The organism is Nostoc flagelliforme FACHB-838, assembly GCF_014698065.1.
In the GTDB taxonomy this organism is placed as follows: Bacteria; Cyanobacteriota; Cyanobacteriia; order Cyanobacteriales; family Nostocaceae; genus Nostoc; species Nostoc flagelliforme_B.
Map to the genome: position 1 here is coordinate 23530 of NZ_JACJSI010000069.1, position 12825 is coordinate 36354.

Consider the following 12825-nt stretch of genomic DNA (forward strand, 5'->3'; position numbering starts at 1 on the left):
ATAAATACTAACTTTATAAAACATTTGGATATTCTGTACATTGGCGCATGAATAAGCGGGTTTAAGACTCCTATCAAATCTATAATTTTGTAGGAGTCAAAACGCTTTGTGCGAACGTCAGCCTCAACTTTTAGAAACACTACTAAAATTTGGCGATCATGCTTCTCCTCGGATGATCGCTAATACCTGCCCGGCGGTGACGAGTTGCCCTGGTTCACAGAGGACTTCTACAACGGTTCCGGGATCATCCGGTAACAGAGTCATTTCTTGTTTCATTGCTTCCAAAATAATTACACTCGTGTCTTCGGTGATGCGATCGCCCACTTTGATTAATACCTGCCAGACGTTTGCCATCGTTGGGGCGATCAGGGCGTAGCAATCATCGGGAATAGTCGTTACATCTGCGGGTGGGAGATCGGGGGCGATGAGGGTGCTTTCATCTTGGGCTGTTGTCCAGCGATCGCGTTCTTCTCGAAAAGCAATTCGCTGACGGGTTTGGAATGTCGTCGCCTCTTGAGCAATTTCCTGTAAAAACTGTTGATAGTCGCGGAATTTAAACGTGGTTTCTTCAATTTTGAGTTTGAATTTGCCTTCAATAAAATCCTCTTGATGGCGCATTAGTTCTTCGTGAGAAACTGGATAAAAGCGAATTTGATCGAAGAATCGCAACAGCCAAGGTTTGCCATCTTTAAAATCTGTGGTTTGTTTGTAGCGATTCCACATCTGTACGGTGCGTCCGACAAACTGATAGCCACCCGGTCCCTCCATGCCATAAACGCAGAGATATGCACCACCGATGCCGACTGCATTCTCAGGAGTCCAGGTACGGGCGGGATTATATTTTGTGGTGACAAGGCGATGACGGGGATCGAGGGGTACTGCTACTGGCGCACCGAGATAAACATCACCTAAACCCATCACCAAATAACTGGCATTAAAAACAATTTTTTTGACTTCTGCAATGCTGCCCAGTCCATTAATCCGCCGAATAAATTCAATATTGCTAGGACACCAAGGTGCATCTTTTCGCACCGATTGCATATATTTTTGAATGGCGAGTTGAGTTGATTCGTCATCCCAAGACAGTGGTAAATGTACAATACGAGTCGGCACTTCTAAGTTAGAAATATCTGGTAGATGAGATTCGATATTTTGTAATGCAGCAACTAAATTTGATTGGGAAATGACGCGGCTATCGTAGTGAATTTGTAGCGATCGCATTCCCGGCGTTAATTCTAAAATCCCATCAATGGGGTTGGTTTGCAAATAAACCATTAACTCATGTACCCGGAAACGCAACTTCAAATCCAGCACTAAATCTCCGTATTCAATCAGCAAGTATTTATCACTAGCTTGGCGGTAAATAACGGCAATTTGCTGATCATCTGCGGGAATTTCTGCGACAATTGCGCGATTTTCGGAGCCGTCAGCCATTACAACCATCGATTCTCCCACTTGTAGCCTTTGGATTTGCCGATCCAACTGCAATTCTTGGTACAATGCTTGGTCAAAGGTGAGGCGATGGAATTGAATCGTATTCCCTGGTTTTAGTTGCCCAATTTTCCAGAGTTGTGCTGCTGCGATCGCAGCAGGACAGACAAAGCCTCCCAAACTCGGCCCATCCAAACCCAGAATAATCGGCATATCTCCGGTGAAATCAACTGTACCAACGGCATAAGCATTGTCATGAATATTGGAAGGATGTAGCCCCGCTTCACCGCCATCTTTCCGCGCCCAGGTTGGTTTTGGCCCAATCAACCTAATTCCGGTTCGCGCTGAGTTGTAATGCACTTCCCAATGAGTACTGAAAAAAGTCTCAATGTCTTCATCGGTGAAGAAATCCGGCGCACCATGAGGGCCATACAAAACGCCAATTTCCCAATGATTTGAGTAGCTGGGAATCAATTCGGGAGAAATGGGTTGCGGTTCTTGAGACGCAAAGGGATACAATTTGAGGACATCGCCCACCTGTAAGGCTCTGCCGCCATGTCCGCCAAACGCACCCAAGGTAAAAGTTGCTTTACTGCCTAAATAATCGGGTACATCAAACCCGCCTTGCACACTAATATAGGTGCGGAAACCATTACCTTGAATGTTACCTAACCGTAGCGTACTCCCAGCTTTTACCGAAACTGCCGTCCAATAGGGAATCGGTTGTTTATCTAAAGTAGCTTTCATCGGCGCTCCCGTGAGGCAAATCACGGTGTCGCAATTGAAGCGCAAAGCGGGGCCAGATAGGGTACATTCCAACCCGGCTGCTGATTCTGAATTACCTAAAATCCGGTTGCCCAACCGAAACGCTAAAGAATCCATTGGGCCAGAGGGTGGTACGCCGATATTCCAGTAGCCTACCCGTCCCGGATAATCTTGAATGGTGGTCATCGTCCCTGGAACTAGCACATCGATTGTATTCGGGCGATAAGTAAAGCTATTGGTAAATTTTGTGGTAATATTGCCTTCAACAAACGTCGAATCGGCAATAATTTGGCGCAAGTATTCCAAATTGGTTTCAATGCCATCGATGCGAGATTGAGCAAGGGCATTTTGGAGAATAGCGATCGCATCTTCTCTTGAGTGTCCATGCACAATTACCTTTGCCAACAATGGATCGTAAAACGGCGACACTTTTGTGCCAGTAGCAATCCAAGTATCACAGCGAATACCAGAAGCAAATTGCACTTGAGTTAACTCACCCGAACTCGGCTGAAAATTTTTATTGGCATCTTCGGCATAAACCCGCACCTGAATCGAATGTCCTTGCGGTTGATACTGGTAGGATGCCAACTCCAGCGACTCACCTGCCGCCTGACGCACCATCCACTCTACTAAATCCACGCCTGTAATAGCTTCTGTTACGCCATGTTCCACCTGTAAGCGGGTATTCACCTCTAAGAAGTAGAACTGTTGACTATCCACATCGTAGATAAACTCAACCGTACCAGCCGATTGATAGCGAATCTCCTCACCGAGTTTAACGGCAGACTCATACAAGCGCTGCCGGAGAGCATCATTAATATTCGGTGCAGGGGCTTCTTCAATCACTTTTTGATTGCGCCGTTGGGTTGAACAATCGCGTTCACCGAGGGCAACTACGTTCCCTTCACCATCACCAAAAATTTGCACTTCAATGTGTCGCGCCCGTTCGATGTATTTTTCTAAAAATACTCCACTCTGACTAAAGTTATTGCGGCTTAACCGTTGGACATTTTCAAACAAGTCTGCCAAAGTGTCTTCGCCCCGGCACAACTGCATACCAATGCCACCACCTCCCGCCGTACTTTTGATCATCACAGGATAGCCAATTTCTGCTGCTGCCTGTTTGACTTGCTGCAAATTATCTAACAACAAACTACCGGGGACAAGTGGCACTCCCACAGCTTGGGCGATCGCTCTTGCTTCATGTTTAAGTCCAAATCGCCGCAGTTGATCGGGTGTAGGCCCAATAAACACAATTCCTGCTGCCGCACAAGCTTCGGCAAAGTCCACATTCTCACTCAAAAACCCATAGCCGGGATGAATTGCCTCAGCACCAGTCACCTGTGCTGCCGTCAAAATCGCCTCAGTCCGAAGATAACTTTGCGCCGCCGCCGCATCTCCAACACAGACGGCTTCCCCAGCTGCTGCAACATGGGCAGCGTGGGCATCGGCTTGGGAGTAGACTGCAACCGAGGCAATACCGAGGCGATCGAGGGTGCGAATAATTCGGCAAGCAATTTCACCCCGATTAGCAATCAAAACTTTGTTGAACATCAGCGCTAAATCAATTAAGAGACTTCCAGTTAAAAAACATCCCATCAAGAGGCGCAAGACCTTGCGCTCCTACAAATCTACAAATAATTTGGAATAATTTATTCTTTGCTAGTCCCTAAGAACTGAACCAGCAACCAACAAGCATAGGGACTATCCCATTTTTGCAGAAATAGTCTCTACCATTCACCTTTGTTCCTTTATAATTTTGAAAATTCCGAGTTCAAAGGTGCAACTTCCGAGTTCAAAGGTGCAACCTCCGAGTTCAGAGGCTCAACTTCCGAGTTCAGAGGTTCAACTTCCGAGTTCAGAGGCTCAACTTCCGAGTTCAGAGGTTCAACTTCCGAGTTCAGAGGTGCAACCTCCGAGTTCAGAGGCTCAACCTCCGAGTTCAAAGGCTCAACTTCCGAGTTCAGAGGTTCAACTTCCGAGTAAATTTGTAGGGGCACGGCATGCCGTGCCCCTACGGGTGCTGTGGTTGAAACAACAATTCAACCCCTTCAGGGGGTGGAAGCATCAAGCTGCGTCCCAAACAATCAACCTAACTGGCGTAGGATTGTAAGCATTGCATGGGTTGTTGATTTGCGGACAGTTAGAAATCAACACCATCACATCCATCTCTGCCCGTAGGTCGATGATCTTCCCGGCTTCGGAAATCCCATCGACAATTTCCAATGTGCCATCTTCGTTGACAGGAACATTCATGTAGAAATTCACATTGCTGACGAGATCGCGTTTGTTCATCTCGTACTTGCTCAGTTCCAGCAAGTAATTCTCGACACAAGCGTGCAGATGCTTCTTGTGCAGCCCATAGCGCACTGAGTTGCTTTCCATGCTACACGCCCCACCTAGGGTATCGTGTTTGCCACATTGATCGTGAATGACGGTCATCATCACGTTTCCTTCGTTGGAAATCAACTGCGTGCCTGTAGTAATGAAAATATTACCTTGGCGGACAATGGTATCGGGAGCGCTATAACGCTCTGAGGTATCATCAGCGTTGTAAATTAGTGTGTCAACGGCTTGATTGCCTAGTAGATCGATAATCCGCAAAATTTGCCCTTTTTTGATGATCTTAGACCAGGGCTGACGGGCAGCCAACTCCTGATCATAAATTGCTCTTGCTGGATCGAGTTCAATGGGTAATGTTGCGACCATAATGAGATTCCTCTTCTATTTTCAGATGCCAAGAAACAGAGATTGCCAACGGAAACTAACCTACCAACTAATCCTGAGCAAATAAAGCATCAGTGTTAATGAAACCACGAATCACTTCTTCATTTGCAGTGCGACACAGATCGTCCGGTGCTGGTGCAGATGATTTCCAAACGGTGAGCTGAATTGGTTTAGGCTTGTAGACTGTATCGGGGTGCAACACATGGGGACAGTTGGAAATAATTACCAACACATTCATTTCTGCCCGTAAATCAATAAAACTGCCTGGTTTTTCATTGCCTGTGACATATTCCAAGTCTCCATTTGGATGCACTGCGACTCGGCTAAATAAATTAAGGTTAGGCATTAAGTCTTTACGAGTTAAACCACGCTTGCCCAAGGCTTTAAGGAAATTGTTACGGGAGTTATTGTAATCGCTTTCGCCATATTTGTTGTAAGTGCCTTCGCCATATTTGGCAGCATTGCTAGCAGCATTGCTGCAACCACAGATTAAATCGTGATGGCCGGAGGTATCTTCTGTAATAGAGAACAGAATGCGCCCCATGTCAGAGTAAATGACCATGCCTTTTTTGAGGAAGGCGTTGAACTGAATCTTGGCGGTATCTGCTATGTTCAGCCGTTCAATTGGGCTATCGGCGTTATAGCAAATTATGGAAACACCGTAAGATCCTTCCAAATCAGTGACACGCAGTGTATTTCCCCGTTTGATTACGTAATGCCAATACGCGCCACCAGACAGCTTTTCATCGAGCAAAATCAGGCTTGGATCAATTGCCTCTAGATTCGGCAGAGTAGATGCTTGCACCATAAAATCCTCCTGTTACGGTTGTCAGTTGAAAAATTGAAAAAACTACTGACTCAAACAACAAAGCCCAGGAGATTACCAATACAGTCATGCTGTCTGGCTCTCCCGGGCTTTTTTCCCGCCGTGTGACCGACTCGCTCAGAGCCGGCTGCTTCTCTTGGACCAGACATCACATTTTGGTGCGATCGGAACCCTAGAAGCTTATCCTTATTTAGTTGTCAATTTGAGTTTGCGAAACTTTTACAATATTATAAACAGAGGGTTTGGTTATTTAGATTAACATTTTTACGCCACGTTTGCTCATCGTTATTTTTGCAAGGGTACTTAAAGTAATTTGTATCTATGACTGCCTTGGGCAGCTATGGCGATTTGCGTTAGCTGTTGCTGTAAGGAATTCTCAAGAAATAAATATCTAGGACTTATATTATGTTCGACTTAATACTTATGTCATTGCGAGCGTAGCGCGGCAATCCCAAACCTTTGCGATTGCTTCATTCCACTTCGTTGCATTCGCAATGACATATTGTAAGTGATTTGCCGAACATGATATTACGCCCAGGTGAAGAAAAATCGAACCACAGAGGCACAGAGAACACGGAGGAAGAGTTTGAGAGGTATTTTGCGTAAGTTTTGTTATCTAAAAAAACCCGATTAGCAGATTCTTTATTCTAAAAAATCCGTCAATCAGGTCTTTTTGAAAAGGGTATAAAATATCAAACTACCTATTTTTTTTAAGTTCGTGCATACTTCTGACAACCTTTGTTACTAAATTTCTGGGTGTAAATCTGATGCTTTCAGTCAATATTTTATTTCTCATCCCAGGAACGACAACGGTTTTGTTTTTCATTAAGCCCCGATAACCAATTCTAGCGACGGTTTCTGTATCCATCATTCTATTAACGCTAGCAATTTTTGAATCTTCCATTGCAGCAGTTTGTTGGAATTCTGATGCTGTCGGCCCTGGACAAAGAACAGTCACGCTGACACCTGTACCCTCTAATTCATTAGCGATTGCTTCTGAAAATGATAAGACATAGGCTTTTGTCGCAAAATAAACTGCCATTAGAGGCCCTGGTTGAAAAGCGGCGGCTGAGGCCACATTTAATATTTTTCCATAGTTTTGCTCGACCATATCCTTGAGGAACAACTTAGTTAAATGAGTCAGGCTGACCATATTTACCTGAAGCATTTGCAGTTCAATAGTCAGGTCTGTTTCGTTAAATGCTCCATAAGTACCAAAGCCAGCATTATTAACCAGCACATCAATTTTGATGGATGCTTGCTGTAACTCTGTGAAAATCTCTTCTGGAGATGTTGGGATAGATAAATCTTTAACAAAAGTTCTGACATAAATGCCAAATTTTTGCGGAAACTCATCTATAATTTCAGTAAGTTTTTGTTCATTTTTATCTACTAACACAAGATTATAATTATGACGAGCAAAAATTTGGGTTAATTGATACCCAATACCACTAGCTGCTCCTGTAATTAAAGCAGTTCTTTTTTGCCGACTTTCAGATGTTTTATTCATGTGATAAAAATGATTAACTGGAATTAATTAACTTTTATAAAAATAGCTACAGTAATATATAATGTCTGCTGTAGCTATTTTTATGTAGACAATAAATGATACTATTCACCTGAAATGAGTATGCTTCAATCCAGAATATTAGACGCAAATATAAAAATCTGTATCTATATAAACAAGAACAAAAATATTTAATATCGTCATCAATGCCACAACATAATTCCGTTAATATAACTGACGTACAAGCAGCACAAAAGCGCATTTTGGGAATTGCCCACCGCACACCTGTGCTTACTTCTAGAACCTTTAACAATCGCACCAATAGCCAAGTATTTTTTAAGTGCGAAAATTTTCAACGCACGGGGGCATTTAAATTTAGAGGTGCGTACAATGCCCTAGCCCAACTATCGGCAGCCCAAAAACAAACAGGCGTTCTCACCTATTCATCGGGAAATCATGCCCAAGCGATCGCTTTAGCTGGGCAATTACTAAATATTCCCACCACTATTGTCATGCCTGATGATGCACCTGCTGTTAAACAAACTGCTACTCGTGGCTATGGTGCAGAGATAATTTTATACAATCGCCAAGAAACAAATCGGGAAGAATTAGCTCAAAATTTGGCAAGCGATCGCTCTTTGACACTCATTCCCCCTTACGATCATCCTCATGTAGTCGCCGGACAGGGAACAACTGCTTTAGAACTGATCCAAGAAGTTGGTGAGTTGGATTTATTATTAGTTTGTTGTGGCGGTGGCGGCTTACTTTCAGGATGTGCGATCGCAGCCAAAGCAATTTTACCCAATTGTAAAGTAATCGGGGTAGAGCCAGCACTTGCCGACGATGCTACGCGCTCCTTTCACACCAAAACTCTGCAAACAGTCAAAAATCCTAATACCATCGCCGATGGTGCGCGGACTCCCAGCCTTGGTAAAATTACTTTCCCCTTAGTGCTGCATTACGTTGATGATATGGTGACGGTATCTGAAGAAGCGATTCTTCGCACCATGTTTTTCTTATGGGAACGTCTGAAAATTGTCGTTGAACCTACGGGAGTACTTGCAGCAGCAGCCTTACTCGAAGGCGTGGTGACAGCACCAGAGGCGAGAGTTGGTGTCATCATTAGCGGTGGAAATGTAGATTTGGCACAAGTTGGTAAATTGTTTTCTGTGGGATTGAATTGAAAACTTAAACTTGGCAATGTCTACGACGGGTTATTTGGCGTCGCTCTGATTTATTGCCGATACGAATTATTCATAGTGAATGGTGTAGCATGAAAGCATAACCTAACTTAATAGACTTCTTGGAATCTTAAGATGACTTATGGAGTTCAAGCAGAATATTAGAGCAGTAATTCATTGAGGTGAACAGCACGTATACGTAGCAGAATGTCTAGAAGTTTCTGTAGTAACTCAGGTAGAGACTCTGGATGAAGTTGTTCATAACCTTCGTGAAGCAGTCGCTTTGCATTTAGAAGACGAAGATTCAACTCAATTTGGCTTAGTAGATAAACCTTTTTCAAGAGAATTTATCAATAAAAACATAATCTAAGCGCCTAACGCACCATCTTATGAGCCGGTGCATTAGGCTAAAGCCGCAACACACGCTATGCTTTTACTACGCTTTTACTTTGCCATTGCTATTCACACCAACAATCATTGACGGTGGCTCATTACTAACAATTGGCGATTCACCTCGCAATCCCTTGCGGCGTTGGTTTTTAGGAACTCCTCCCGCCATACCATACTCTACACTGCTTTTGCCATATTTAGCCCCAATGCCCATAAGTATGTGTTCTGTCATGTCTGCCAACTGCTGCTCTGTTTCTAACATTTCACGGTATATCTTATCTAAGTTAGAAAGCGCAGTGTTGTAAGTATTTTCTTTATTTCGCATTGTCTCAATTAGGCTTGAGTAGGCAAATAAAGTGAGTCCATTATTCACATCTAAGTTTGGATCAATTGAAGTGATACTGGCTGCACGACGTGCTGCTTTTTCTAGCACTTGGGAAGTTCTTTTTAGTCTAGCCATAAAATTTACCTTTTAATGCGGTTATTTATTTGGTTATCAAAACAGAATTCAGGAGTCAGGAGTCAGAATTCAGTATGAATTCTGTACGACTGGTGGATGAATCTAGGGGTTTAAGACCCCCGCTAAATCTTCTCTTTCAGAGACGCACTTGCGTTCATTTAGCGGTCTACAATGAGTGGCGGGTCTGAATCCCCCACTCATTGATTCTGACTCCTGGATTCTGGCTTCTGGGTTCTTCTTCAACAGTTCTCGAATTCACTGATTTAAGCTTCTTTACTTTAAAAAACTTCCGTATCGATCAGCCTGAGGAAATTCCTGCAAATCTCTATTAACTTTTATTACACTGTAAATTGCTAATAAATCAGTAAATTACGCAAAAAGAACCCAAACCCCAGTTTGAGAACGCAATATTAGCTTTTGTGTACTCAATATACTCAAATGAGAACTCAAACCCCAGTTTGAGAACTCAATATTAGCTTTTGCGTACTAAATATACTTAAACGAGAACTCAAACCCCAATTTGAGAACTCAATATTAGCTTTTGCGTACTAAATATACTTACATGAGAACTCAAACCCCAGCTTGAGAACACAAATCGCTTTATGAGAAGTTTTCAATTTATTACCCCTCGCGGGGATGGAAAAATTGAGCGCAGTTAGCAGTGCAATATCTTCTGTACGAGACGCTACGCGAACGATGGGCTTCTCTACGAGACGCTACGCGAACGCCTACGCATCTGCTACTTTACTATTGCATTGAAAAAGGGTGTTAGTTTCCCCGTTTCTGGATCGAGTGACCCCCGTCTTATTAGACAAGTTTTCATTTATTTAAACTACATTTCTATATGGGAACAATGTTCCCTACTGCGTGGTCTATGTAATTAATAAAGTGCTATAAGTGACATTTATGTTATTTAAGTTGTGTTACCAATGAAGGAGCGATCGCTTATTTAACACGGAAATTTGGCTGAAAAAGCCATAAAATCAAGCTATCTACGAACAAAATTCACGTATGTTAATATTGTTTGGTTTAGGTACGGATATCCAGTATGGTTCCTATAAAGACTATTCTCAAACATTCAGAGCAAGTCAATCGGTTGTTTTCTCATCTCGAATTTGATGGAAAAAAACTCAATCATCAACCGGGTAGTGTATTGGGAAGTACTGCATTGATTGCAGGAACCACTGTTGGGGCTGGGATTCTCGCTCTACCAGCTGTTACCTTGCCGTCTGGTATTGTACCATCCACATCTGGACTGATTGCTGTTTGGCTCTACGCTCTAGTTTCGGGGTTATTGGTTGCAGAAGTTACCTTAAACACGATGCGAACACAAGGGCGTTCGAGTATGGGTTTTTTGGGGGTTGTTGAGAAAATCCTTGGTAAACTAGGAGCGCGAATTGCAGGCGGCGCATATTTATTTATGCACTATGCTCTCTTGGTGGCATACATCACCGAAGGTGGAAAGATTTTAGGTTCGGCGGCCGCAAAAGTCTGGGGGATGCAAGTATTGCCTACATGGGCGGGCACAACAACTTTCACGCTCTTATTTGGTGGCATTATGTATCTAGGGCGAGAAAAGTTTATTGAGAAATTAAACAGCGCCTTTGTCGGAATTGTCATCGTTTCCTTCTTGGGGCTATTGTTTTTGGGAGGAAGGCACATTCAAAGTGCCCAACTAGTATTTCAGGATTGGAGTGCTCTTGGTAGTGCCATTTCAGTCATGGCTGTGGCATTGTTTTTCCAAAACGTTGTGCCGTTGGTTGTAACGCAACTTGAGGGAGATGCCCACAAAATTCGACAGTCCATCTTTATTGGTTCTGTGATTCCTCTAATTATGTTCTTGGCGTGGAATGCCGTAATTTTAGGAAGCGTCAATCCCAATATGCTACATGGTGCATCTGATGGTATGAGTGTTTTTGACCCACTGCAAATTCTCCGAGCAGGTGGCGCAGGGGAATGGTTAGGAGTGCTAATATCCATTTTTTCAGAGTTTGCGATCGTCACATCATTTATTGGATTTGTCTACGGATTGCTGGATTTGTTCAAAGATATTTTCCTACTTGCACAGCGCGGATTTTCTAGCCGTCTACCTCTCTATTCGCTGGTTCTTTTCCCTCCTATGACTCTCGGCACACTCAACCCCAGTATCTTTTTTACTGCCCTAGATTACACCGGAACATTTAGTATTTCAGTTTTAGGTGGAATTATTCCGGCGTTAATGAGTTGGAAGCAACGGCAAGAACAAGAAAACTCAGATAGCATAAATCAACCACTCGTTCCTGGTGGTAAAGTGACACTCATTGTGATAATTGGAGTGGCATTAGCAATGATAGGAAGAGAAATTTTGTCAATTTACACAAAGTAATATCATCAATAAAAATTCTGTACTACAAAAAACTATAATTGTAGCATGAGCATGCTAACCACAATCAAATGAGTGATTCTCGTCTCGTTAAAATCAGCAAATATCTCAGCAAATATCTGCGACACACACCGGATGCAATTGGAATCAAACTTGCTCCTGGTGGTTGGGTTGCTGTTGATGACCTACTTATCGCTTGTGCGACAAACAAATTTCCAATTACTTATCAGGAATTACAGGCGGTAGTTGAATCAAACGAAAAACAACGCTTTTCTTTTGATTCTACAGGTAATCTGATTCGTGCGAACCAAGGGCATAGTGTAAAAGTCGATTTACAATTAGAACCTGTTGTTCCTCCAGATGAACTTTATCACGGTACGGGACACAAATCTGTAGAGTCAATTATGCAAACAGGACTTTGCAAAATGTTACGCCACCATGTCCATTTATCGAAGGATATTGCAACAGCACAAACTGTTGGTGCAAGACATGGAAAAGCAGTAGTTTTTGCTGTAAATACTGGGGCAATGTATCAGGCGGGTTACATATTTTATTGTTCTGCTAATGGTGTTTGGTTAGTCGATCATGTGCCACCTGAATATCTAAAATTTAAACTGGGGACTGAGTAAAAAATCATGAGTAAGATTTGCTTGGGAGCTAAATCCTTATTCAAATCAACATTCCCGCAATACAAGCAGTAATGAATCCTGCTAACAATCCGCCAATCATCGACCTTACACCCATACGAGCTAAGTCATGTTGGCGATTAGGTGCTATCCCTGTAATGCCGCCGATGGTAATGCCAATTGAACCTATATTTGCAAAATTACATAATGCGTAAGTCGCAATAGTTACTGCGCGTTGAGAAATTTTACCACTTTCAATTAATGCCTTCAAATCCAAAAAAGCAATAAACTCATTCAAAATTGTTTTTGTACCCAATAAAGCGCCAACTTGCCGACAATCAGCCCAAGGTACGCCCATTAGCCACGCCACCGGAGCCATAATAAAAGACAAAATCCACTGTAATGAGACAGGACTTACGCAACTGGCACAATGCGAGCGCCAATTACTAGTACATAAGTATTATTTGAATCTGATTCCGAATGCCTTGTATTTGTAATAAAAGCTGGTGTATTGGAAGCAAAGCATGAAATATTCATGAGAAAATAGGTA

At 42.9% G+C, this 12825-nt stretch carries 9 protein-coding genes, 1 pseudogene and 1 riboswitch; of the genes and pseudogenes, 3 read left to right on the top strand and 7 right to left on the bottom strand.

Annotated elements, in window-relative coordinates; all coding sequences use genetic code 11:
* Positions 1–156 precede the first annotated feature (156 nt).
* From uca to H6G97_RS25530, 5 genes are all read right to left on the bottom strand, one after another.
* Positions 157–3750: an urea carboxylase gene (uca, locus tag H6G97_RS25510; RefSeq protein ID WP_190943404.1), complete on the bottom strand. Its 3594-nt coding sequence runs from the start codon at positions 3748–3750 to the stop codon at positions 157–159.
* Between the two features lie 197 nt (positions 3751–3947).
* Complete coding sequence (locus H6G97_RS25515; RefSeq protein ID WP_190943405.1) at positions 3948–4196, bottom strand: hypothetical protein; 249 nt, start codon at positions 4194–4196, stop codon at positions 3948–3950.
* A 67-nt stretch (positions 4197–4263) separates the two neighbouring features.
* Positions 4264–4905, bottom strand: coding sequence for an urea amidolyase associated protein UAAP2 (locus H6G97_RS25520; RefSeq protein WP_190943406.1), 642 nt, complete (start codon positions 4903–4905; stop codon positions 4264–4266).
* Between the two features lie 67 nt (positions 4906–4972).
* On the bottom strand, positions 4973–5731 hold the full coding sequence (locus tag H6G97_RS25525) for an urea amidolyase associated protein UAAP1 (RefSeq protein WP_190943407.1): 759 nt from the start codon (positions 5729–5731) through the stop codon (positions 4973–4975).
* Positions 5732–5828: 97 nt separating this feature from the next.
* A riboswitch (guanidine-I (ykkC/yxkD leader) is annotated at positions 5829–5936 on the bottom strand.
* Between the two features lie 510 nt (positions 5937–6446).
* A complete protein-coding gene (locus H6G97_RS25530; protein ID WP_190943408.1) occupies positions 6447–7259 on the bottom strand; it encodes an SDR family NAD(P)-dependent oxidoreductase in 813 nt (270 codons plus the stop codon).
* Positions 7260–7462: 203 nt separating this feature from the next.
* Between H6G97_RS25530 and H6G97_RS25535 the strand changes: the two genes are divergently transcribed.
* Complete coding sequence (locus tag H6G97_RS25535; RefSeq protein ID WP_190943409.1) at positions 7463–8440, top strand: threo-3-hydroxy-L-aspartate ammonia-lyase; 978 nt, start codon at positions 7463–7465, stop codon at positions 8438–8440.
* Positions 8441–8873: 433 nt separating this feature from the next.
* Here the strand turns inward: H6G97_RS25535 and H6G97_RS25540 are convergent, their stop codons facing one another.
* Positions 8874–9287, bottom strand: coding sequence for a hypothetical protein (locus tag H6G97_RS25540; RefSeq protein WP_190943410.1), 414 nt, complete (start codon positions 9285–9287; stop codon positions 8874–8876).
* A 1048-nt stretch (positions 9288–10335) separates the two neighbouring features.
* Between H6G97_RS25540 and H6G97_RS25545 the strand changes: the two genes are divergently transcribed.
* Together H6G97_RS25545 and H6G97_RS25550 are read left to right on the top strand one after the other, a co-directional pair.
* On the top strand, positions 10336–11652 hold the full coding sequence (locus H6G97_RS25545; RefSeq protein ID WP_190943411.1) for an amino acid permease: 1317 nt from the start codon (positions 10336–10338) through the stop codon (positions 11650–11652).
* 68 nt (positions 11653–11720) lie between these two features.
* Positions 11721–12278 carry an RNA 2'-phosphotransferase gene (locus H6G97_RS25550; RefSeq protein WP_190943412.1) on the top strand — a complete coding sequence of 186 codons (558 nt, stop codon included), beginning with the start codon at positions 11721–11723 and terminating at the stop codon, positions 12276–12278.
* A gap of 40 nt (positions 12279–12318) precedes the next feature.
* Here the strand turns inward: H6G97_RS25550 and H6G97_RS25555 are convergent.
* Positions 12319–12684: pseudogene (locus H6G97_RS25555) on the bottom strand (nucleoside transporter C-terminal domain-containing protein); the annotation flags it as partial.
* Positions 12685–12825: the final 141 nt, after the last annotated feature.